The following is a 23,839-nucleotide window of genomic DNA, read 5'->3' as shown; positions in this document are numbered from 1 at the left end:
GGGGGAAACCGATAGATATAAAAGGCGAAGATTTATGCAGTGGATTGGGGTGTAGGATAAATGGCGAGATACACATAGCCGTGTGAACCCAGACTATCGGCTTCACAGGTTAGTCCCTTGTGGTAAAGCGTGACGCAGTGTTGATAACGGGGATTGAGTTCACCGGAGAGCAGCATCAGTTCCAGATGGTTGATGAACTTCGGGAAGGCGTCATCTAAATCACGTACCTGCGCATCACTGAAGGTCCCTCTAATATCGGCACGGTCAGCCAAAAAATGCAGCCGGTCGCCTTCCTGTACCAAGCGGGCACCAAACTGCGGAGTAAAGTTGCGTTTAAGTCCCCAGGCTGAGGTAATGATTGATGGCATCGTTTCTCCCCCTATAACAAGCCGTGCTCAGCAAACGAATACACCGTCATGCCGCCGACAATACAGTGATCCAGCATCCTGACCTCAACCAGTGCCAGTGCATCTTTAATCTTGCCGGTGATTTGCCGGTCGGCAACACTGGGCTCAGCGTGGCCGGAGGGATGGCAATGCGCCAGAAGCACCGCAGCAGCATTGTGTTGCAGTGCCGCTTTCACGATTTCACGAGGATGGACCTCGGTACTGTTGATACTGCCGGTGAACAACGTTTCGTGGGCCAACAATCGATGCTGATTGTCCAGCCAGAGCACCATAAACACTTCGCGCTCCAGCCTCGCCATTCGCAATCGCAGCCAATCGCTGACGGTACCTAGTGACGTGAATGAGGTACCCGGTTCACGCAGATGTGTTTCCAGCAAGAACAGAGCACGTTTGACAGTACGCTGCGTACTTAATGGCAGTTCAGTGACCACCGGGGATAAGGTTAAGTTCATGAAGTTTTTCCCGTTGTTTTCAGTCGTTCGTATGCATGATGGCGCTGTATTCAGGGCTCATTGAGCAGTAGCGTAGGAAACTGCTTGAAATAGATCATCTCGGCTCCTTAATACAAAAAGCCCCATCGCGATCAGCGACAGGGCTCGAAGTAAGTAGCAGAATGATGGCGTTATTCAATTAGCTATTGGTGATCAACAAGGCGCTTGAGTGGTGATAACTGACTATTGCCTGATTTGATGTCGCATGATGTAGCCTTAGCATCAACCAATGCCTTCCCAAGAGCTGGGGCCAGCAATTTCGCAGGGTATTGGAAGCTGTACGCCAGAGGGACATGATCGAAGCTGCTGTCATTATGGTAGAAGTGAAAAACAAAGGTTCCAGTCTTGTGATCCAGCATTTTTGAAACAGCCTGTGCCAAATTGGCTGTCAGCAGACTATCCATCAGCGTATCGGGATGATCGATGCTGATGTTCATTTGATGAGCCCCTGCCGGGTAATACTGCAGGGTCATTCCCGTTGCCCCATCAGCCTTATCACCATAGATATCTTTCAAGTAATACAAGATATTCAAACGCGCTTCATCAGCGTTGCAGGTGAGCCTGAATTTCTCCGTAATCCCCCCTTTCCTGCCGGTGATGATAAATTCATCAACGCCACCCATAATACCGTCATGCTCAACCTGTACGTTGTCAGCCACCACATTCCGGTATTCTACCGGCTTGGGATCATAAGCCGCTGCGCATACGGCCTGGCTCAACAGAGCGCTGACCAACAGAGTAAACATCATTATCATTTTTTTCATGTTCATCATCTCTTTGATAAAAATCACTTATTCCGAATCCGTTAGCGTGACATAAATATTCCCGCCTGAGCGCACTTCTATCGTCAGCGGCTCTTTTGAGCCGGTATTCAGCAAAGCCTGAGCCTGATAAAAACGCCCAGCCACCTCCTCCTTGATATCTGTGATACGGATACAGTGCTCCTCGATACCCTGACGCTGCAGGATTTTAGTCACCACCGGACAGGCACTTTGCGCCAGCCCTTCGGTACCCGATTGCGTTTTAAAATGATTACCAGCCACGGCTGATAACACGGTGCAAATCAGCCATACCTGTAACAAGCGCCAGGGCTTCCCCTGACGCTCGTCACGTTGACGCAGGTAGACCATCGGCAGCAGAAACCACCCCAGTGAAGGGGCAGTTTTCTCCTGTTTAAACAGGTTCAATCGGTCGAGGAGCACCCAGACCAGGGAGCAAAGCATATAAAGGCCAAGTGCTACCTTCTGTGGGAGGAAGATAGCGGAGAGACCCCAGATAACCGGAAGGCCAATGGATAAGCACCAGGCGTAGGTGTCTTGCTTGAGAAACGGGTAAGGTTTCAACATAGAGAAATATTCCTTTATTAATAATTAATTAGAAAACAGTGGGATTAAACGACCTCCCCAGCGAGGGGATCGTATCGGGATGTAAAGAGGAGGGATAATCGTTAGTGAAGATCAATAAACCGAAACCGATCGTTGAAACCTATCGTTATTATCGATCATTAAGCAACAACCAATAGTTAAAATCTATGATTAATCTATGTTCGATCGGCGAAACAGATCGAACACAGGGCAGGTTTTTAGATAGGCGTTAAAAGAAGCGATGCCAGAGCAATTTGGCCAGAGAGAGCAGTCGAGAGCGGACTTGTTTTAGCCACTTTCTTAATGTGTGAGATGCCAGCAGGGCTTCCACGCTTTCGTCAAAGATATCACCTACAACGCGGGTAAAACCCTCCTGTGCCGTGTTGGTCACCTTCTCCGTCCGATACTCAGGCTCAAGTTGACGAGTGACCGCACTGCTGGCTTTGTCGGGTAAAACGGTGATTAGGGTTTCGACCCACCGAGGTATGTTGAAACCTTCAGAGGCAGAAACCGCCAAGACAGGATGAACAGGAGAAAATACGGTATTCACCTGAGTCACTTTTTCCCGTAGGTTCTGCTGCTGCCGCATAGAAGGTTGGTGGGTAGCAGTATCCCATTCTCGGCAAGGCTCTATTTTATCGGCTTGGCTGAGGACGAACAGAAAGTGGGCGGGTTTTGCGCCCTGTGAAACCAACTGCCGATAACAACGAATATCGTCACTCCAGGCACGGTCATCAGCTTTCAGCACCCAGACAATCAGATCCAGCCTGTTCAGCCAGTGTTGGTACAAATGGGCATACATCTTATCAAGCGTGGGTGTTTCACCGATCCCCGGGAAATCAATAATGTTGAGAGCATGCAGACCATCAGAGGTTTTATACTGTTGAGCACGACGGGTACACCCCTTTACCGCATCCACGTTGGCAGGAGGAAACCTAAAAAGCGTATTACATAGGCTGGATTTACCCGCTCCCGACTTTCCCATGATGCCAATCACAGGTTCGTAGTGAACACACTGGAGCAAACGTTCTACCAGCTCATCCGACAGAACGCCGGGGAGACGGGATAGGGATTGTTTCGGGACCTCAGGAATTTGCCCGATAAGGGTACTGTCTGACACATCGACCTCCGTGAATTAGATAACCAGGCGGCAGCGGTACGGACTGCCGTATTTATGAAGGTAATGTCTGTCTGAAAAATTATTGAAATTGCAGGATTAACGCTCCCTGATGTGTTCCAGTCCCTTGAGGAAAAATCTTTCTTTGTTATTGCCCGATCCCACACCGGTGAATAAACAATTCGCGCTGCCAAACCTCTTCATCAGAGGTGGTGAGATTAACCTTTGTTTCAGTGAAACCGGGTTACGTAATACCGGGATAAAAATCCACCAGAGTCTTTATGCTGATGTTGTTTTTCAAATATGAGCGCGGCCCCGATATACTTGTCTGAAAAAATTCTTTCCGTTTTCCTTTTAATCATATCCGCCTGCCTGAGGTACCGGATGTTAAAGAAATCATAACGGCCATCATACTTATCCCATAACGCCTCCGTCACAAGAAGCGGCAAATAGGTTGTCTGAGAGTTACAGAGCAATGACGTTTTTTTCTCATCTTTGATAATCCATCCCCTGAAGCACGTTTTCAGAAAGACAGTATGATACTCACTGTCAGGTGCCCGAATATATTTATTTAAAGCTTCCAGGTAAAAGTCAGCAGAAATATTTGCATGGGCTTTTTGCTCTAACCAGGAAAGGAAGTTTTTTGCCTTTTCCTGAGGATTAGTCATTGGTTGCATAAGAAAGTTAGCCTGAAGCTCAGCGTCTGCATCATAGTTAACGCTGGCATAGGCGCTCAGTATTTCTTCTCGCGGAGTGAAGTTTTCAAAGATGGTGAACTGTGCTTTTAGCCGGGGTGAGGTATCCCCTGTTTCCACCTTCTGCCTATGCATTTCCTCCCGTATCAGCGACTCAAGGTAGGCAGACCTTTTCATCCCCTTCTTTTCTGCCGCGTTCGTTGCCCACTCGTATAAGCGCGTATCAGAAGTATAAGCCGTAATTTTGTGCTTACTCGCCATATATCAGCATCCTTCAATGAACAAAAAACAATCACAAGTAGGTTACTTTATTAAAAGTATCATTTCATTAAGTAAGTTACCATTAGTGACCCACTTTTCAATAAGTTGTTTGTATTCAATATAATATAAAAATAGGTTGTATGACGCTTTTTAGCCGTACATGGCTTGAAGGCCTGAGACCACAACCGGAACAATCTGGCCTAAGAATGTCTTTCTGTCCTGTAGCCCGAGCGCCTGGTCATCCACCGGAACATCTCTTCTTTTGGGAAGTTCGGGTTCTGATCATCTGGCAGGGCGCATCCAGACAAAGGGAGACTCTTTCCTGGAAATGCCTGGCAGGCAGGGCCCCCCAGAGGACGCATTATTTTTTTACACAGCCTTCCATCACCTGAGGAAGGCTGCAACACAACACTGAGAACCAGTCATTCCTCCTTTCACTTTTAACGTAAAGGAGATATCCCCATGAACACATCCCCTGCTCTGCTGAACGACCAGCTTGTCGATATGACATTCATTACGGCCTACACTCAATGCAGTGATAAATGGTTTTACAAACTCATCAGCGAAGGACGATTCCCCAAACCCATCAAGCTGGGCCGCAGTTCCCGCTGGCTAAGGAGCGAAGTGGAAACCTGGATGCAGCAGCGTATAACTGACTCGCGTGGTAACTGAGTATGTCTGTAAAAAGGAAGGCTGTACCATCACCAGTGATGGTCTGGCAGAAGCCAAAAATGGATTGAGCAGGAGTGGTTTAATGAACGCTCCCTGTTTTTCAGAAAACAAAGTTTTATTTTATGTTCTGAATTGATAACCCTGGAGTAAAAGCTAAGCAGCAAAAAATATATCAGAGCACCCCCTACAAGGAACTATAAAGTAATTGGCACCAGTTTAAATACAGTATATATATTATATAAAATATATAGGAATGGGTAATTAAACATAAGAAAGACAACCAATAAAAAGACATAAATTAAATTCAATTATACTCACCATGTTGGTGGTAATATTTCGCGCCCATTATAAAAGACATGGTGAAATATAATTTACGGGCTACTGCAAACACCGTAAATTGTAAAAAAACAGCCTACAGTTCATAATAAGGCATTAAAGCGTGATGAGCACCAATCACTAAATCCACCTCTATTCAGTATCAAATAAATATCAACCAGCAAGAGCATTCATTGTCAAGTTTCACATTAGCGACAGTTGATAAAAACCCTACGGCACCATGCTTTTCGACCTAATGATACCTTAACTCTCATTCGTGCATCCATCACTGCCATTTGCTTTGGCAGGGCCTGCGCACGTCTGAAATATACCCACAGGAGCAAGCTTCATGACCAACAGTAAATTTGGCCCCCTGAACTCTGACTATATGAGTCGTATTACTGAAGTCATCAACAAAGCGACAAAAGCCCACGCCAGAACATCCGTTTTCACCTTCGTACTCAGACTGCCTGAGTACCGCGATACAGGTGACAGTATTGTCTGTGCCCCTAATCTGAAGACTGGTTTAATGGAACGCTTCACAGGGGCGCTGAGGGCGCGTATAACAGCCCATCAGCAACGACGTAAACGGGAAAAGTCTCAGGTGTGTCCAACGGACCTGAGATACGCCTGGGTGCGTGAGGTGGGGACCAGCGGTAAATCTCACTATCACGCAGCGATATTCGTAAACAAAGATACCTTTCATGGCTTAGGGGATTATTCAAAGGTAGACCATAATCTGGGGAGCTACATCAGCGAGGCCTGGCTAAGTGCATTAGGTCTACTCGATTTCCCTGAGTACAGAACGCTGGTTTCCTTCAACAACACGCCACACCATCTGGAGAGTCTTCGGGTGGACCGCTTTGGGCAACAGTACCTGGGATTATGGAGACACTTGAGCTACTTTGCCAAAGAACACACCAAGGTTTACGACAAGGAAGAACGCTCATTCGGGGGAAGTGTCAAATAACACAGACACATCCCTGCTAAACGATCAGCTTGTCGATATGACGTTTATCACTGGCTTTACGCAGCTTACAGATAAGTGGTTCTACAAACTGATTGGGGACGGTCTGTTCCCGAAACCCATCAAGCTGGGGCGCAGTTCCCGCTGGCGTAAAAGCAAGGTGGAGAGCTGGATGCAGCAACGTATCGCAGATTCACGCGGGGAATGACGATGTGTTACGCACAACACACATTCAGTCTCGCGTCGCTAACCTGTAGTAGTCGTAAACGCAACTGAGTCAACAGCGATCCTCCTGACACGCATTACAACGACTCTCAACGCCTTATCTGAATCCAACCTGTCAAATGTTCCGCATCAGTCTCCCCATCAATGGATAGAACACACCTGCGTGCTTCCTGGCACCAAGGAGCTTATCTTTTGTACGTCAAATCTTTCTTACCCTTGAGGGTACCGGTCATCTGACCGGTACCAGAACCGCGGGGAACACACCTTACAACCGTTATACCTGTAACCTCTGCTGTAACAAGCGGCGATACCATCCGAAGTATGGCACTGAACGACCGTGGTTTGAATATACTCACGGCAATCCCACGGAGAATTAGCAGCAGCACTGTCCGTCTGTGAAACCTGTGACAGAAATTCAAATAGTAACAAACGCCCGAACACAGCAAGAACTAATCAATATTCCCACGCCTCAAACGCCAGCGGCATCTTATTTAACAAATCTCGGCGATCGCGCCAGTTGGGGATAAACCGGTCCATATGCAGACGAAAGCGTTCGTTATGATGACGCTCCAGTAGATGAACCAGTTCATGCACCAGGATGTACTCCAAACACTCCGGCGGCTTCTTGACCAACTCCAGATTGAGCCAAATCCGCTTTGTGGTGGTATTACAGGTGCCCCAAAAGGTTTTCATCTTTTTGATACCCCAGAACGTTTGGGTAACGCCAGTTCTGGCCTGCCATTCAGGCAATAATTTGGCAACCTGTCGTTTTAGTTCATGCCGATAAAAATCGGTTAATACCAGTTCCTTATTTTCATTGCTGGTTCCCGGCTGGACATAAAGCTGGAGTTTATTATTCCCCGCAACTTTCACTTCATGGCGTCCCTGACGCTCAATCACAAACAGGCGATATTTACGGCCCCAAAGATAGTGGCACTCTCCGCTGACCATCTCCCGCTCGGACTGACGCGGCTGTCTGGCGAAATCCTGCTGCTGCTTTCTAATCCAGCGAAAGCGGGACGCGACCGCCATCCGTATCGCTGTTTCTGTCATGTGTTCCGGGGCAGAAACGCGGACTTTACCATCGGGCGGCAGTACGCTGATATGCAGATTTTTAATCGCTTTACGATTAACCTGCAAGCGCAACGCGCCCATCTGCATGATCGGCATCAGTGGTATTCCTTCTGCTTGCGCGCAAGCTCAAGAACATCATCAATATTGACGTTATAACTGGCGGTTTCTTCGCGCAACGCACGGGCAAGCTCCCGTTCCTTAAAACGATCGCCAATCCACTCCGCTTTTTTGGTATAGCGGATCGTCGTATCAATACGGGTTGCCAGCACCTCGTCATGGCCGAAGTTATCATAGAACGCGCGCTTCGCCTGCGTATCCATGGTACTTGGGTAGGATGCCCCACCGGTTTGCTCCGGACGAATGATCTGTTTGCACAAATCACGGATGCGTTCCAGATACTGCTGGTAATCAAGCGCATTCTGGCGGCGAAGGGTAATCAGCTCATCCAACAATAGCGACATGCGCCCGTAGTATTTCGGGTTAACAGGGTTTTCATCCACGATGGTTTTACGCACGTTGTTTTCGATGGTTTCTGCCATTGCATCCTCATTATTGCGGATATCATCCGGCAGAGCGGCGGTCGCTGCAGCGCCTTTTTCGACAATCAACTCAATCAGGCTTAGCTCTTCGAAATCCATCAGCACTTCGCTACCGTCGGCGCGAACGTACATATCCAGCAAGTGTCGCATGGCGGGTTCAAAGCATTTCATGTCCAGTAGATCGCCACTGGTCAGTTTAATCTCATAGCGCAGCTTCTCGAATTCAGTGACTTCGGCACGAATGCTTTCCACTTCTCCTTCGGTATAACCTGCTTCCGGCATTTCATTCGCCAGGCTGGCGTAAGCGCGTAACAGACGGGCGACGTTCTGATAGAACGATAGGCGCAGTGCTTCTTTTTCGCCCAGTGTAGTCTGGTTCTCCCCCGACTGGCCGCAGAAATAGTGCTGGTAGTCTTGCAAGATACGTGGTGCCTTAACTGGCTCGCACAGGCTACGAACCACCTCCAGCGCGCTGTCGAGATCCAGCTTCGCCTGCTCCAGACGATTTTTCAGCAGGCCATCAACATCATTTCGGTCATAATCGTCAAACGCGCCTGTGGTATAATCGGTTATCGCCTTATCCAGCGAACGGAACAGATCCTTATAATCGATAATATAGCCGTATTCTTTATCTTCCCCATCCAGCCGGTTTACCCGACAAATCGCCTGAAACAACGTATGGTCTGCCATGGTTTTATCGATATAGAGATAGGTAGCAGACGGCGCATCAAAACCAGTCAATAACTTATCCACCACGATAAGCAGACGCATTTGACCCGGCTCATTAATAAAGCGTTGCTTAACGTCCCGCTCGAACTCGGCAATACGCCCGGCAATTTTCTCTTCGCTTTGCTCAAAATAGTCGGCCAGCATTTTGCGATAGGTCGAGAATTTAAATAGCTTCTCAGTCAGGCCCGCGCCGGTTTCTTCACCTTTGATACTGCCCGCATCAGGACGGAAGCTGGTTACAATCGCCACTTTTCCCGCCAGATCGGTCTGGCTAAACATCTCAAAAACCTTGCAGGCCTGATACACGCTGCTGCATACCAGCATAGCGTTACCGCGTCCATCCATCAGGCGCGGTCGGGTGTCCATATCCAGTAGAATATCGTTAACGATCTGCTCCAGCCGCGACTTGCTGGAAAGCAGTTTCTGCATTGAGCCCCACTTCTGTTTAAGCTGGGTTTTGGCTAAGTTCGACAGGCCACGCGTTTTGGCTTCAAACCAGTCATCGACCTTTTTCTCAGACGTCAGATACTGGTCAATATCGCGGGCCTCATAGCGCAGATCCAGCACCACCCCGTCGGCCACTGCCTCATCAAATTTGTAGGTGTGGATATAAGGGCCGAACACCTCCACTGATTTCTTTTTATCTTTCTTCATCAGTGGCGTACCGGTAAAACCGATAAACAAAGCTTCCGGAAGAATGGCGGTCATCGCGTTATGCAACTTGCCGGACTGCGTGCGGTGGCACTCATCCACGAAGACAAACAGGTCGCCTTTGGCGCGGAACGTTTTCGTCAGGGATTGCTGCAACTCGGTGATGAAGTCGTCGGTTGCCGCAGCGTCTTCCGCCTCGCTACGACGACCAAACTTATGCACCAGAGAGCAGATGAGCCACGGGTTCGGATGGTTAAGCGTCGCAATAAGGTCGTTGCCGCTAGAGGTGCGATAAATATCTTCATCCACACCCATAAACACGCTTTCGATCTGTTCATCTAGCTCGGTGCGATCGGTCACAATCAACACGCGTGAATTCGGCACATTTTCGCGGATCCACTTTGCCAGCCAGACCATCGTCAGGCTTTTACCCGATCCCTGCGTGTGCCAGATAATCCCGCCTTCACGACGGGCAATATGCTGTTTAGCCGCCTCGACGCCAAAGAACTGATTATGGCGACAGAGTTTTTTCACCCCAACGTCAAAGGCCATGTAGTTATGGATGATATCCAGCAGCCTTGATTTGTTGCAAAGGCGGCTTAAATGGAAGTCGAGCCTATGCGTGTATGCATCAGTATTTTCTTCTTTCCATTCCAGATAATATTTTTCCGGCGTTTCGATGGTGCCGTAGCGCAACCCCTGCGTATCGTTACCCGCCATCACCAGTTGCATGGTGGTAAAGAAATTGCGGATAAATGTTTTCTTCTGATTGTCGAGATTCTGCCGGATGCCTTCGCTGACGTGGACTGAAGAGCGTTTAAGTTCAATCACGCCCAGCGCGATACCGTTAACGTACAGCACCAGATCCGGGCGCTTGCTGTATTCACCTTTTATCGTCACCTCATCGGCGATGGCGAAATCATTGGCTTCAGGATGCGCCCAGTCAATCAGCCACACAGTCTGATTCTGCTCGCCCGCGCCTTCCTTCTCCTTCACGCCGTAACGCAGCAGGCGATAGACCTCTTTATTGGCGTAATACAGCTTCTTGCCTTCGCCCAGCGCGGCGGCGGAATCCAGTTGCCGAAGCACGCGTGTAGTCAGCGTATCGCTAACGCCACGCCGTTTCAGCCATGCGCTCAGTATGTCCGTGTCGATATTGCTGTCACCGGCATATCCAGCGCTCCGCCCCAAATAGCGGTATCCTAAATCGTTAACAAAAAACTCAATCAGACGCTGCTGTGTGGCGCGTTCGCGCTGGCCTATGGTACTCAAAGAGCGCTCTCCCTAAATGTTCAGCAATGGAACTCCATCACGCGGTTTATGGCGAATTGAAGATGATTATCATCAAACAGCTTCATCTTACGGCTGGCCCAGCGTTCACCCGCAGGCCATTGGTGCAGCCCCTCTTTCACGGAATCCAGCGTGGGCAGGCATTCTCCTCGGGTCAGCAGCCAGTCAACGGTCGCCAGCAGCTCCAGACCAAACGGCGATTCAAAGCCGTCAATCAACTGGCTGACCTGCTCAAGCGCCGGTAGCCACTCTTTGGCCTCGTTGTTCAGCCAGAGGTTGACGTGTTCTTTTTCCCGATCGTTAAACCAGATCACGTCCAGCGGCTGGCTGTCCGGGATGCGTTTCTCGGCTTTCAGATAGGTGCCGTCCAGCGCGTTAAGCAGATGGTTCAGGTTGGGGGAGAAGGGACCGTAATTGTGCGCCTCAAAGCGCAGCTTAAGCACGTCCTCCTGCTGGTGCAGTTCAATAGCGCGTTGTAACAGCCATGCCAGCTTCTGGATTTCCAGCAAACTGCACTCCATGCCCAGCACCCAGTAGCGGCGCACTAGTTCAGCGATCATCGCTCTGGCGGGTGTGAGCTTTTTTACGCCGGTGCTCTTGGCGACGTTCTGGTATTTTTCGGTAGGCTCATAAATCAGGATTTCTATGTCCCGAAGGTCGCCCAGCGCAGATTCAATCCGCGCCCGGACGTCCGGCCAGTTCAGGCCACCGTTGCCTGCGCCCAGTGGAGGAATGGCGATGGACTGCACTTTCTCTTCGCTCAAAAAGCGGCGTAGGTCCTGCAAGCCGTCTTCAATCCACTCCATGCGGGAGTCGGCGCGCCAGTGCTGCTTGGTTGGGAAGTTGACGATCCAGCGCGGCCCCATCAGCTCGCCGGTTTCGGTAATAAACATCTTGCCGGTCATGACCTGCTTTTGTTTGCAGGCGAGAGCATAGGCTTTCATATTATCGGGGAAGCGCTCTTTGAACATTAGCGCGATGCCTTTACCCATGACGCCGACGGTATTAACCGTATTCACCAGTGCTTCCACGGGCGCGTCCAGTAAATTGCCTTGTGTATATGCGATCATGAGAAGTACCACCCGGCCCGTGTGTGAACGGGCATTGACAGATTGCGTTGTGACATCCACTGCTCTAATTGTAACCTGACGCCATCGTTGTAACAAATCATCCCGCCCAGCAGTGTGATTGGGCAGTGCTTCCAGATTAACGCCTCAGCCTGATAGCGTTCAAACTTGCCAAGATCGTCCTGATCGCGACGGAAATCCCGCGCTTGTAAGATGGGCCAGTCGATCCGATGCAGATTGTTTAGATCGGTATAGTAATTTGCCAGATTATAGTAGGCGTGGCTGTCGGTAAAGACGAAGGGGACCTTCTGCGCCGCCAAGTGTCGCAGGCTGCTGACCAGAATGACGATTTCCTCATTGGGGCGCTGCTTAATGCCGCCACGCCCGCTGCGAATATTCATCAGCATTGGCGAGAAAGGAGTAAAGTAAAACGGCACATAGTCATGCAGCGTCCCTCCCGTTCCGGTAGGTACCAGATGTCCGGCACGTTTGTCGATAAGCTCCGGGTTACCGATATTAATCCAGTTTTCCGCCTGCACCGGACTGTTGCCACAGTGCAGACCGTTGTCCAGGATCCACGGGATATTGTCCCGATGGACAATGCGCCAGATCAGGGCTTTTTCGGGGTTGAGATTAGCGCTGTAGTCATAAGCCATGTGCGTTCCCTTCTATATTAAGCGGGTTTTCCCGGTTAACAGTTCCTGCATCATCCCCTGTTTAAGTTGGCGGATTTTGTCCAGACGCTGTTGCAGAGTCTGAATGTCCTTGTCCATATCGGAGAGGATGGCGGCGATGGCGGTTTGTTCTTCTTTTGGAGGAACAGGGATAGAGATTGTTTTCAGGTTGTTCTTCGATACCCCAAAGACTTTCATACCAGTTGCCAGTCGGTCAATGTTAGCTTTAACGGCACGAATGCAATGCAGGTAGCCCCGGAAACCGTCTACAAATATATTGTTCACATCACGTAATAAATAGGTATGTAATCCCGAAACTATTTTATTATCCCTTACACCTTGAATTTCAATGCTTTTCCCTATGCCAGTATAGTCTTCTGAGGCGTCAGCCATAATAAGATCACCATCTTCGATAAACGAAGAAGATACCAAATCGCTTGATATTCTGGGGATAGTATTATTCTCTACATTCATATTGTTATTCCACTTTGTATGAATGTCACCATAATGAATATATCCGTACTCTCCGGTCTCAGAAAGATCGCTTCTTGCATTTGTTGATGTGGACAGAAATGAGAATACCTCACCATAGGTTGAAATATCCCAGTCTTCGGGTATTTCTCCTAATTCACTTTCTTTGCATTCCTTAACAGTACCATCTTCCTGCAATGCAAACTTTGGTAAACGGGTTTTACCCGTCAGTAGTTGCTGCATAGTAGCAATTTTGATGACCTGTTTTTTGGCAAGTAATCTTTCTAAGACACTAATTAACTCATCAACATTTGACAAAATGTCAGATATTGCGATTTGCTCTTTTATCGGAGGTAATAGAATATTTTCTTGGTGTATATCATTACGGTTAACACCCGGCACACCGCTTTTACCGCTGTGAGACTGGAAATCCACCGTCTTAAGTAAAAAGTATGCATAAGAGGGAGTAATACCTTTGAATTCACGGACATAAAGCGTTGTGTTGAGCGGCCAAAAAGGCCTATCAATTAAAAATACTTCGCCAATAGTACCGTATCGCCCTGTCACTATACCCGGCGGTGAAACGATAGCTCGGTCATGCCATCCGCTTTCTCCAGATGAAGAAATAATGGGAATGTCACCTTCTTTTCTTAAACGTTGAGGCAAATCAAAACCACGTTGTAAGGTCAGTACATCCCCCAGGTTGCACTGGAGCCAACCCGCAGGCCCCCCTTTCCCAGCCATTCCCGACTGCCGTTCATCTACCATTAAATCCACCATCACCACACCAGCCCCATTGTCCGTAAATGCCCGGCCACCTTCTCGCTCAACGCTTTAACAGACGCCTCAAGCGCCGGTAGGGGCTCGGCATAGCGCTCTTCCAGTTCTTTCACACGCTCTGCCAGTTGTTGGGTAATACGCTCAATCTCCGCCTTGATCCCGGCCTGCAACGTAGCCAGCCATTTATCCTGCACCACCAACGCTTTGAGCGCTGCTTCATCCAGTGCGGGATAGTGTTTAAACACCGCGCGGTCCAGCTCATCCTGAGCGGCTTTCAGCGTTTTTTTCGCATTCGCCTCTGCTTTAATCAGCGCTAAGCTGCGGGTCAGTGCCGCCAGCTCATCCGGGTCGGCGGTGGTTTTCTTCAACTGGGCAAGGCGGGTATTGACCAGTTTTTGCGTCACCTTATCCTTGTCGTTCTTCGCCTCGGCCAGCAGATCCTCTTCCCCGGCCAGTTCCTCGATAAACTCGGCTAACTGACTGCTGGCTTCATCACTGCGTTCCTGTGCATGGTTCAGCGCGCCCAGCAGTTCCGGGAAACAGCGAATTTCCACCAGTGAACGGGGCAGCACGTCAGCCTTGTAGCGTCGCTTGTCAAACTCAAAATCGTGCGCTTCTTTCCAGACGTTTTTGCCATCCTTGCCCTTCACCGGCTGAAGTTCGCGAATTTGCGCGGCGGCTTGCCAGCTGTCCTGCGTGATCACGTAGACATCGTCCTGCATCGCATCGGCCCAGTAGTCCATCAGGATCTGGTACACGCTGTATTTATTCAGTAGTTCATTGTTGGCATACTGCGCCAGCAGCATCTCGCCGAGATCGTGGATCAGAGCCTTGGGTTTATCGCCCTTACCGATCTCATTCAGCGCCGCCTCTTTCACCCACGCCTTAAACGGCAATAGGCTACGGGTGGCAAAATCCTTAAATTCCTGATGCGACAGAATGGTCGGCTTCACCTGTTGGGCCTCTACCTGCGCCCGACAGTAGCCAGGGCGATCATTGGCAAACAACACGTCGCGCAGGGCAGGGAACACCCGCCAGTAGTCCTGTAGGTCATCAACATCGCGCGCCGGAATACCGCCCTGTAAGTGCGCGGTCAGATCGTGCAGATCTTCCGATTCTCCACCGTCGATATAGCGGGGGATATTCAGGTTGTAATTATTTTGTTCGCTGGCAATTTCACTTAACGGCACCATCCGGCTGTAACCGGGCACCGTGCGCTGGTGGTTAAACACGTCCACAATGCGGTGAATATCCCGGCTGCGCAGGCGGTTCTTATTGCCGTCCTTGATAAAGCCTCGGCTAGCGTCGATCATAAAAATGCCTTTACGGCTGTGGGCATGCTCTTTGTCAATCACGATAATGCACGCTGGGATGCCGGTGCCGTAAAACAGATTGGCCGGTAAGCCGATAATGCCTTTTATATAGCCCTGTTTAATAAGGTTTTCGCGGATATTCGCCTCGGCGTTGCCGCGGAATAACACGCCGTGCGGTAGGATCACCGCCCCTTTGCCAGTGCTTTTCAGGCTTTTGATAATGTGCAGCAGGAAGGCGTAATCGCCATTCTTCTCCGGTGGGATGCCCCAGACGAAACGTTCAAACTGATCTTTTTTCGGATCCAGTCCGCTGGTCCAGTTTTTATTGGAAAATGGCGGGTTCGCCACGGCGAAATCGAAGGTTTTCAGCCTGCCGTTAGCCTCTTTCCACTGCGGATCGCTAAGCGTATTGCCCTGCCAGATAGTGGTTGCGGCAGTAGCATTGTTGTGCAGGATCATGTTCATCCGTGCTAGCGCGCAGGTGGCGTTGTCCATTTCCTGCCCATAGATCGACAGCCCGCGTCGAGCTTCATCGCTAACTTTGAGAAGCAGCGAACCGGAGCCGCAGGTGGGGTCGTACACCGTGGCGTCCTGCGGTGTTTCGGTGGTAATGCCGATCACCTTCGCCAGAATACGCGACACCTCCGCAGGCGTGTAAAACTGGCCCTTGCTTTTACCGGATTCGGTGGCGAAATGACGCATCAGATACTCATAGGCATCACCCAGCAGATCGTCTCCTTCGGCCCGGTTGCCCGACAGATCCAGCCCCTCGAAGATGCCGACCAGTTTTGTCAGGCGGTCAACCATCTCCTTGCCTTTGCCTAGCTTGTCTTCATCGTTGAAATCTGCGTCGATGACGCCTTTCAAACCGTTCTCTTCAGCCAGCGCTTGGATGATTATATTAATTTTATCGCCGATTTCTTTATCGTTCTTCAGCGCGACCATATCGTCAAAGCTTGCCCCTTTTGGGATAAGGATAATGCCATCGGGGTCGCCTTTATATTTGTCGGACACGTACTTCATAAACAGCAGGGTCAGCACATAGTCTTTGTACTGGCTGGCGTCCATCCCACCACGTAGTTCGTCGCAGCTTGCCCATAAGGAGGAATAGAGTTCGGTTTTTTTGATAGCCATTAAATATCTCGTTTCGCGCGATGAGGTGCCGTAAGCGGGTTACAGCAGATCGGTGTTCAGACCGGCTGCTTTCAGCCGACGGGTTAAGTTACGCATTTTGCTGAATTCAGTACCGAGGCTCTGGCTCAGGCCGGTACCTTCGCAAAAGGCTTTTGCCGTAATGTGTTCCAACTCGTCAGCATACTTGATCATTTGCAGATGCAGCTCGACGGTGTATTGGTTACGTGGTGCTCCGGATAGCGCTTGCTGGATACAATGGTATATTTCGTTTTCATTCATAACGACTGGCATCCATGGACGTAATAGCTAATTTAGCTAAATTAGCTAAATCTGACATCAGGTTCAATGATTAAAACGTTCAGCGGCTCTGATTGTACGGTTTTCGAGCAAAGAAAATATATTGGGGCAAATCAGCCATCGAGATTTTCTCACTGGCGTCTACGAAATCAAATTCCTGGGTCAGTTTCCTGAAGATATTCCTTATTTGTGACTATGACACATTTACATCTTTTTATGCCTCATCCAACCATCGTTGCTAGATAGCTGAATGGGGCATCGCAGGATGCGGCTATGCCCGTAAAGCCGATTAAATCAACTCAATCTGCTAGATCCAACTATTGCTATCAGCTTTCTTGCATAGTTAATTATTCTGACTTAATGGGTTATTGGTTTTTGCATAATCAAAAGGAGAAAAGCTTTTTTCTCGATTCGCATCCAGAAAATCAGCCCACCACTGCAGCATTAGCCTGCGTTCATCCAAGTGCTCTGCCTTATGAATGTAAGACGCACGTACAGAGTTACGCTCCTGATGGCTCATCTGCCGTTCTACCGCATCCTTTGACCACATCCCTGACTCGATTAAAGAACTACATGCCATGGTTCTAAAACCGTGACCGCAGACTTCTACTTTCGTATCGTAGCCCATTACCCGAAGTGCATTGTTTACCGTGTTTTCACTCATCGGTTTACGCGGGTCATGATCGCCAACGAAAATTAAATCGCGATTGCCATTTAGCCGTTTTATTTTCTCAAGGACCGCAAGGGCCTGACGAGATAAGGGGACCAGGTGCGGCGTTCGCATCTTAGATCCACGGTGAGAATGCTTAACGCCTTCCAATGGTTCGCGATCTGCCGGTATCGTCCACATGGCTGTCTCGAAGTCGATCTCTGACCAGCGGGCGAAACGCAACTCACTTGAACGGATAAAGACCAGCAATGTCATCTCTATAGCCAAACGAGTGAGCGGTCTGCCGGTGTAGGTGTCGATACGATGAAGGAGTTCAGGAGTACGGCTAAGTTCTAAGGCGGGACGGTGTTGCCGTTTTGCTGTAGCGACAGCTCCAGCCATTTCCTGCGCGGGATTATAATCGGTCAAACCGCTTTGTACGGCATAGCGCATGATTGCTGTCGTACGCTGCTGAAGACGAGAAGCTACTTCAAGACGACCTGACTTCTCTACGGCTTTAATGGGCGCCAGCAAATCGCAGGTTTTAAGTTCGGTGATATTGCATTTACCGATAGTAGGAAAGAGGTAGTCCTCCAGGGTTTTCAAAACACGATTGCTATGATCCTTTGACCACTTTTGATTGGTGGCATGCCATTCAATCGCAACTTCTTTGAATGTCCGAGTTTCAGCTTGCTCGATCTTATCTGTTTTCTTTTTATCACTAGGGTCAATGCCGTTCGCTAACTGCTTACGAGCTTCATCACGTCGCGCCCTGGCATCAGCAAGCGTTACTTCTGGGTATATGCCCAGCGCCAGCATCTTCTCCTTACCATCAAAGCGATAACGTAAGCGCCAGTACTTTGAACCGTTAGGATGAACCAGCAACACCATGCCGTCGCCATCTGTGAGCTTATACGCTTTAGCTTCAGGCTTGGCTGTACGAACCTTCACATCACTCAGAGCCATGTTGAATATCCTTTCAAAGGTTCTGTGTGGGTACAAACATTATCGAAGCGGGATATACCCACAATTGTACCCACATCAGTAAGTTGATGTAGATTGAATCAGGTTGACTTATGTTGACTGAAAAAGCGAGAGGAGCCTTGCGGGGACTGGATTTTAGGCATAAAAAAAGACCTCAGTTGAGGTCTATTTACATACTAATGGTGCCGAAGGCCGGAATCGAACCGGCACATCTTTCGATGGTTGATTTTGAATCAACTGCGTCTACCGATTTCGCCACTTCGGCACTGAAAGTAGTATGCGGAAAACGTGGGCATTATACCCAGCCCAGCCGGTCACGCAATAGTTATCCGGCGTTGTTCGGTTTAAGTGTTGAAAAAACAGACATCAGCCGCAGGGCGGCGGGGTTTTGCTGACAAAAATCTTCCGTTTGTGCTCGTTTTTCCAATGCCGATTTTTAAACTTCGCATTAGTATACAAATCACGAATAGTTTATGGCCTGTTGATGGATACCCGTTTGTTGAAAAAACTCTCCCTTTCGCTCCTCGCGCTGGCTTTTGCCAGTACGCCTTTATGGAGCCACGCGCAGCAAAATGCGCGTCTGGCGTCGCAGGTCGTGGATGACCATGCAGAACACATCTTTTACGGCAGCGGCGCGATGGGAATGGCGCTGGTGGTGGTGGATAACAATCAGCAGGTTTTCCGCAGTTTTGGGGAGACGCGTCCCGGCTCTGAAATGCGTCCGCGTGAAGACTCTGTCATTCGTATTGCTTCCCTGACCAAGCTGATTACCAGCGAAGTGCTGGTCAAAATGGCGCAGCAGGGTAAAGTCAGCATTAACGATCCGTTGCGTAAATACGCGCCAGCCGGTGCGCGTGTGCCTTCTTATAGCGGCACAAATCCAATTACCCTGCTGAATCTGGCGACGCACACCAGCGGCCTGCCGCGTGAGCAGCCGGGCGGCGCGGCGAATCGCGCGGTCTTTACCTGGCCGACAAAAAGCGATCGCTGGAGTTGGCTGAGCGTGGCCAAAATGACAACTCCGCCTGGCGCGCGCGCGGCTTACTCCAACCTGGCCTTTGACCTGCTTTCTGATGCGTTATCGAAAGCCGCCAATCAGCCGTATACGCAACTGTTGCGCGATCAGATAACGCAGCCGCTAGGCATGGTGGACACGACCCTGACGCCGAACGCCAGCCAGTGTTCGCGCCTGATGGAGGGTCTGCGTCCAAGCCCTTGCATTAACACCATTGCAGCCGCGGGCAGCGGTGGCATTTATTCCACGCCTGCAGATATGAGCCGCTGGATGCGTCAGTTCCTCGGGCAGCGCACCACCACGGCTGAAATGGCGCAGAAGATGTATTACAAGCGTACCGATCTGGTCTCGCTGAAAGGGATGGACGTGCCGGGCATGGCAGATTCACTGGGAATGGGCTGGGTAACGATGGCGCCAACGCCGTTGCTCCCACGCATTATTCAGAAAACCGGTGGTGGCGGCGGCTTTATCACGTATGTCGCGATGGTTCCGCAGCGCGGCGTGGGCGTCTTTGTGGTCGTGACCCGCAGCGAACTGACCAAGTTCAAAAATATGAGCGATGGCGTGAACGATCTGGTGGCCGATCTGGTGCGTAATAACGAGATCTGATGACGGCGAAGCCAGACTACAGGCGTAAAAAAAGCAGGCACTGCCTGCTTTTTGTTTATCCGGATGCTCAGATTTAGCGTTTTCTCAGCAGTAAGAACATGCTGATGACGAAGAACAATCCGCTCGGTAACAATGCGCCAAGGATCGGCGGAATGTTATAAACCAGGCTTAACGGGCCGAAAATCTGGTCGAGCACGTAGAACAGGAAACCGAAGCAAATACCGGTCACGACACGCACACCCATCGGCACGCTGCGCAGCGGGCCAAAGATGAACGAGAGCGCCATCAGCATCATAACGGCAACTGACAGAGGCGAGAAAATCTTGCTCCACATGTTCAGCTGATACCGTTTAGCTTCCTGCCCGCTTTGCTTCAGATACTTCACGTAATTATGCAGGCCGCTTATCGATAACGCGTCCGGGTCGAGTGCGACAACGCCCAGTTTGTCGGGTGTCAGGTTCGTTTTCCACACGCCGGTCAGCGTCTGCGAACCCGTGATTTGCAGTTTATCCGTCAGGTCTGATTCATCCACCTGAGAAAGATTCCACACACCTTTATCGAAGGTCGCTGAAGACGCGTAACGCACCGACTGAAGCTTATTCTCTTGATCGAAATGATAGATGTTGACGCCGGTGAGCTCATTTTCACCCGCCACACGTTCGATATAGATAAAATCATGACCATCTTTCGCCCAGAGACCGTTCTGGGTGGAAAGCAGCGAACCGCCGTACATCTGTTGCGCACGGTAGTTACGCGCCATCTGTTCGCCCTGCGGCGCGACCCACTCGCCGATCGCCATGGTCAGTAACACCAGCGGGATCGCGGTTTTCATCACCGACGCGGCAATCTGCATACGGGTAAAACCGGAAGCCTGCATCACCACCAGCTCACTGCGCGTGGCCAGTGTGCCCAGCCCCAGTAATGCACCGAGCAATGCGGCCATCGGGAAGAAGATTTCGACATCCTTTGGCACACTCAGCAGGGTATACAACCCCGCGCCCGCAGCGGAATATCCACCCTGCCCGACTTTACGCAACTGATCGACAAATTTGATGATGCCCGAGAGCGACACCAGCATGAACAACGTCATCATGATGGTGTTAAAGATAGTGCGACCAATGTACCGGTCTAATACGCCAAACATCAGGCAGCTCCTCTCAGACGCGCGCGGACCTTACGAACCGGCAAGGTATCCCATGCATTCAGAACCATTGCCAGCCCGAAGTAGAGCAGGTTCGTCCCCCACATCCAGATCATTGGATCCAGCTTACCTTTCGCGCCGTTTGAGCGCAGCGAGGTTTGCAGCAGGAAGAAAATCAGGTACAGCAAAATGGCCGGCAACATACTGAGTACGCGCCCCTGACGCGGGTTCACTACGCTGAGCGGAACCACCAGTAATGCCATGATAAAGACTGAAACAATTAACGTTAAACGCCAGTTCAGCTCTGCGCGGGCATCGGGCTCAGCGGAATGCCAGAGTTGTGACATTGTCATCTGGTCAGACTCGTTGGAATCAAGCTGAACGGCCTGATGCCCGACAACAGCCAGGTAATCGGTGAAGTCCGTGATGCGGAAATCACGCAGCAGCGCGGTGCCTTCATAGCGCGTGCCTTTGTCGAGCATCACCTGCTGTGAGCCGTCCGCGCGTTGCAGCATATGGCCTTTATCCGCCACCACAACAGAAGGACGCTGGTTGCCGTTCGGGCGTAACTGCGCGAGAAAAACGTTATGGAATTCTTTGCCTTTTACACTGCCGACGAACAGAACCGCATTGCCGTTCTGCGCCTGCTGGAACTGGCCTTCAACCATCGCCGCCATGCTTGGGTTAGCTTTCGCTTCCGCCAGAACCGCGTCCTGATGTTTTGACGACCAGGGGCTAAGCCAGATGGCATTAATCCCGGCGAAAACTGATGTAAACAGCGCCAAAACCAGCGCTGCGATGACCAGTGACCGTTTTCCAAGGCCGCACGCATGCATGACGGTAATTTCGCTGTCGGTATATAACCGGCCGAACGTCATCAGCAGACCGAGGAACAGGCTGAGTGGAAGAATAAGCTGCGCCATTTCCGGAATACCTAACCCCAGAAGTGACAGAACTAAATTTGTTGGGATATCGCCATCGACCGCTGCTCCAAGCACTCTGACCAGCTTCTGACAGAAGAAGATGAGGAGTAAAATGAACAGAATGGCAAATTGGCTCTTGAAGGTTTCCCTAACCAGATATCTAATGATGATCACGCTTAATACGCCTGTGAAAACTTGTCTTTTTGAAGGAAAATCGCTAGTTTCATCGCTAATCCGTCATTTATTCTCATCATATGGCAACCTTCGCAGCTAAAATAGTATTACAACACCGAGATTTGGGGTGTCCTATAGGAACTTGCTTATAGCCGCCAAAATAAAAACTAACGCCGTTTAAGGTTAACACAGGTCGTTAACACAATGACGGGAGAGTGTCTCCGGCGACTCATTCTAGCCGTACCTCCCGCCCTTGTCTTTAAGATTCAGGAGAGTGCATGGAGTTCAGCGTAAAAAGCGGTAGCCCGGAAAAACAACGCAGTGCCTGTATTGTAGTCGGCGTTTTCGAACCTCGCCGCCTGTCACCGATTGCAGAACAACTCGATAAAATCAGTGATGGCTACATCAGCGCCCTGCTTCGCCGTGGCGAACTTGAAGGCAAAGTGGGCCAGACCCTGTTGCTGCATCATGTACCGAATATCCTTTCCGAGCGTATCTTGCTGATTGGTTGCGGCAAAGAGCGTGAGCTGGATGAGCGCCAGTACAAACAGGTGATCCAGAAAACGATCAACACCCTGAACGACACCGGTTCTATGGAAGCCGTTTGCTTCCTCACCGAGCTGCACGTTAAAGGGCGCAATACTTACTGGAAAGTGCGTCAGGCGGTCGAGACCTCCAAAGAATCGCTTTACACCTTCGATCAGCTGAAAAGCAATAAAACCGAACCCCGCCGTCCGCTGCGTAAAATGGTCTTCAACGTGCCGACCCGCCGTGAACTGACCAGCGGCGAGCGCGCAATTTCCCATGGACTGGCGGTTTCTGCCGGTATCAAAGCCGCAAAAGATCTCGGCAATATGCCACCGAACATCTGTAACGCCGCGTATCTGGCGTCGCAGGCACGCCAGCTGGCCGATGCCTTCAGCACCAACATCACCACGCGCGTTATCGGCGAGCAGCAGATGAAAGAGCTGGGGATGAACGCGTATCTGGCCGTCGGTCAGGGTTCGAAGAACGAATCATTGATGTCAGTGATGGAATATAAGGGCAATCCCAATCCGGACGCTAAGCCTATCGTGCTCGTCGGTAAAGGTCTGACCTTCGATTCAGGCGGTATTTCCATTAAACCCGCCGCGGATATGGATGAAATGAAGTACGACATGTGCGGTGCCGCAGCGGTTTACGGCGCGATGCGTGTAGTGGCTGAACTGAATCTGCCGCTCAACGTAATTGGCGTGCTCGCGGGCTGTGAAAACATGCCAGGCGGACAGGCATTCCGTCCGGGCGATATTCTGACGACCATGTCTGGCCAGACCGTTGAAGTGCTGAATACCGACGCCGAAGGCCGTCTGGTGCTGTGCGATGCGCTGACTTACGTCGAACGTTTTGATCCTGAGCTGGTGATTGACGTCGCCACGCTGACCGGCGCTTGCGTGATTGCCCTTGGTCATCACATCACCGGTCTGCTCTCGAACCACAATCCGCTGGCACACGAACTGATCGGCGCGTCCGAACAGGCCGGGGACCGCGCGTGGCGTCTGCCGCTGGCGGATGAATATCAGGAACAGCTGGATTCTAATTTTGCGGATATGGCAAACATCGGTGGCCGTGCGGGTGGTGCAATCACCGCCGGTTGCTTCCTGTCGCGCTTCACCCGCAAATACAGCTGGGCACATCTGGACATTGCCGGTACTGCATGGCGTTCAGGGAAAAACAAAGGCGCAACCGGTCGTCCGGTCGCCCTTCTGGCGCAGTTCCTGCTGAACCGCGCTGGCCTTGATGGCGATGAATGATTCATTCGCTAAATAAGGTAT

General features: G+C 50.4%; 22 protein-coding genes and 1 tRNA gene. 6 read left to right on the top strand and 17 right to left on the bottom strand.

Going from position 1 to position 23,839, the window contains the following annotated elements:
- Positions 1–32: 32 nt before the first annotated feature.
- The 6 genes from BV494_RS19695 to BV494_RS19670 form a co-directional block, all read right to left on the bottom strand.
- Entirely contained in the window at positions 33–368 is a 336-nt protein-coding gene (locus BV494_RS19695; protein ID WP_104924357.1) for a type IV toxin-antitoxin system YeeU family antitoxin, read from the bottom strand.
- 11 nt (positions 369–379) lie between these two features.
- A complete protein-coding gene (gene radC / locus BV494_RS19690; protein ID WP_004707123.1) occupies positions 380–859 on the bottom strand; it encodes a RadC family protein in 480 nt (159 codons plus the stop codon).
- Positions 860–1,041: 182 nt separating this feature from the next.
- Positions 1,042–1,689: a hypothetical protein gene (locus BV494_RS19685; protein WP_226789990.1), complete on the bottom strand. Its 648-nt coding sequence runs from the start codon at positions 1,687–1,689 to the stop codon at positions 1,042–1,044.
- Positions 1,690–2,244, bottom strand: coding sequence for a hypothetical protein (locus tag BV494_RS19680; protein WP_104924356.1), 555 nt, complete (start codon positions 2,242–2,244; stop codon positions 1,690–1,692).
- A gap of 247 nt (positions 2,245–2,491) precedes the next feature.
- Positions 2,492–3,382, bottom strand: a complete 891-nt coding sequence (locus tag BV494_RS19675; RefSeq protein WP_226789989.1) for a GTPase family protein — start codon at positions 3,380–3,382, stop codon at positions 2,492–2,494.
- A gap of 227 nt (positions 3,383–3,609) precedes the next feature.
- Complete coding sequence (locus tag BV494_RS19670; RefSeq protein WP_104924355.1) at positions 3,610–4,335, bottom strand: hypothetical protein; 726 nt, start codon at positions 4,333–4,335, stop codon at positions 3,610–3,612.
- 462 nt (positions 4,336–4,797) lie between these two features.
- On the opposite strand from BV494_RS19670, the gene BV494_RS19665 reads away from it, so the two are divergent.
- The 4 genes from BV494_RS19665 (at position 4,798) to BV494_RS26450 (ending at position 6,891) form a co-directional block, all read left to right on the top strand.
- Positions 4,798–5,007, top strand: a complete 210-nt coding sequence (locus tag BV494_RS19665) for a helix-turn-helix transcriptional regulator (protein WP_104924354.1) — start codon at positions 4,798–4,800, stop codon at positions 5,005–5,007.
- 664 nt (positions 5,008–5,671) lie between these two features.
- Positions 5,672–6,292 (top strand): inovirus Gp2 family protein, encoded by a 621-nt coding sequence (locus BV494_RS19660; protein WP_104924353.1) that lies wholly within the window; start codon positions 5,672–5,674, stop codon positions 6,290–6,292.
- Between the two features lie 37 nt (positions 6,293–6,329).
- The gene (locus tag BV494_RS19655) at positions 6,330–6,497 is read left to right on the top strand and encodes a helix-turn-helix transcriptional regulator (protein ID WP_104924852.1); all 168 of its coding nucleotides are present in this window, start codon (positions 6,330–6,332) and stop codon (positions 6,495–6,497) included.
- 187 nt (positions 6,498–6,684) lie between these two features.
- A complete protein-coding gene (locus tag BV494_RS26450; protein ID WP_104924851.1) occupies positions 6,685–6,891 on the top strand; it encodes a DUF7828 domain-containing protein in 207 nt (68 codons plus the stop codon).
- A 76-nt stretch (positions 6,892–6,967) separates the two neighbouring features.
- Here BV494_RS26450 and BV494_RS19645 read toward each other — a convergent pair whose 3' ends face one another.
- From BV494_RS19645 to BV494_RS19605, 9 genes are all read right to left on the bottom strand, one after another.
- Positions 6,968–7,684 (bottom strand): M48 family metallopeptidase, encoded by a 717-nt coding sequence (locus BV494_RS19645; protein ID WP_104924352.1) that lies wholly within the window; start codon positions 7,682–7,684, stop codon positions 6,968–6,970.
- Positions 7,684–10,779, bottom strand: a complete 3,096-nt coding sequence (locus tag BV494_RS19640; RefSeq protein WP_104924351.1) for a type I restriction endonuclease subunit R — start codon at positions 10,777–10,779, stop codon at positions 7,684–7,686. The genes BV494_RS19645 and BV494_RS19640 overlap by 1 nt, the downstream gene beginning before the upstream one ends.
- Positions 10,780–10,799: 20 nt before the next feature.
- On the bottom strand, positions 10,800–11,867 hold the full coding sequence (gene darG, locus BV494_RS19635) for a type II toxin-antitoxin system antitoxin DNA ADP-ribosyl glycohydrolase DarG (RefSeq protein ID WP_104924350.1): 1,068 nt from the start codon (positions 11,865–11,867) through the stop codon (positions 10,800–10,802).
- On the bottom strand, positions 11,864–12,520 hold the full coding sequence (darT, locus tag BV494_RS19630; RefSeq protein WP_104924349.1) for a type II toxin-antitoxin system toxin DNA ADP-ribosyl transferase DarT: 657 nt from the start codon (positions 12,518–12,520) through the stop codon (positions 11,864–11,866). The genes darG and darT overlap by 4 nt, the downstream gene beginning before the upstream one ends.
- A 12-nt stretch (positions 12,521–12,532) precedes the next feature.
- Positions 12,533–13,789 (bottom strand): restriction endonuclease subunit S, encoded by a 1,257-nt coding sequence (locus tag BV494_RS19625; protein WP_104924348.1) that lies wholly within the window; start codon positions 13,787–13,789, stop codon positions 12,533–12,535.
- Entirely contained in the window at positions 13,789–16,236 is a 2,448-nt protein-coding gene (locus tag BV494_RS19620) for a type I restriction-modification system subunit M (RefSeq protein WP_104924347.1), read from the bottom strand. The genes BV494_RS19625 and BV494_RS19620 overlap by 1 nt, the downstream gene beginning before the upstream one ends.
- 39 nt (positions 16,237–16,275) lie before the next feature.
- Entirely contained in the window at positions 16,276–16,515 is a 240-nt protein-coding gene (locus tag BV494_RS19615; RefSeq protein WP_104924346.1) for an HTH-like domain-containing protein, read from the bottom strand.
- Between the two features lie 361 nt (positions 16,516–16,876).
- The gene (locus BV494_RS19610) at positions 16,877–18,148 is read right to left on the bottom strand and encodes a tyrosine-type recombinase/integrase (protein ID WP_104924345.1); all 1,272 of its coding nucleotides are present in this window, start codon (positions 18,146–18,148) and stop codon (positions 16,877–16,879) included.
- A 198-nt stretch (positions 18,149–18,346) separates the two neighbouring features.
- Positions 18,347–18,431 (bottom strand) — tRNA-Leu (locus BV494_RS19605).
- 219 nt (positions 18,432–18,650) lie between these two features.
- Here BV494_RS19605 and ampH point away from each other — a divergent pair.
- On the top strand, positions 18,651–19,790 hold the full coding sequence (gene ampH, locus BV494_RS19600) for a D-alanyl-D-alanine-carboxypeptidase/endopeptidase AmpH (protein ID WP_104924344.1): 1,140 nt from the start codon (positions 18,651–18,653) through the stop codon (positions 19,788–19,790).
- Positions 19,791–19,863: 73 nt separating this feature from the next.
- Here the strand turns inward: ampH and lptG are convergent, their stop codons facing one another.
- Both lptG and lptF read right to left on the bottom strand, forming a co-directional pair.
- Positions 19,864–20,934, bottom strand: coding sequence for an LPS export ABC transporter permease LptG (lptG, locus tag BV494_RS19595; protein WP_104924343.1), 1,071 nt, complete (start codon positions 20,932–20,934; stop codon positions 19,864–19,866).
- Positions 20,934–22,028, bottom strand: coding sequence for an LPS export ABC transporter permease LptF (gene lptF, locus BV494_RS19590; RefSeq protein ID WP_104924342.1), 1,095 nt, complete (start codon positions 22,026–22,028; stop codon positions 20,934–20,936). The genes lptG and lptF overlap by 1 nt, the downstream gene beginning before the upstream one ends.
- A gap of 278 nt (positions 22,029–22,306) precedes the next feature.
- On the opposite strand from lptF, the gene pepA reads away from it, so the two are divergent.
- Positions 22,307–23,818 carry a leucyl aminopeptidase gene (gene pepA, locus BV494_RS19580; protein ID WP_104924341.1) on the top strand — a complete coding sequence of 504 codons (1,512 nt, stop codon included), beginning with the start codon at positions 22,307–22,309 and terminating at the stop codon, positions 23,816–23,818.
- The last annotated feature ends 21 nt before the right edge of the window (positions 23,819–23,839 follow it).

The organism is Rahnella sikkimica, assembly GCF_002951615.1.
Taxonomy (GTDB): Bacteria; Pseudomonadota; Gammaproteobacteria; order Enterobacterales; family Enterobacteriaceae; genus Rahnella; species Rahnella sikkimica.
Note: the sequence above shows the minus strand (reverse complement) of the source record. Positions and strands in the feature narration are given on the sequence as shown.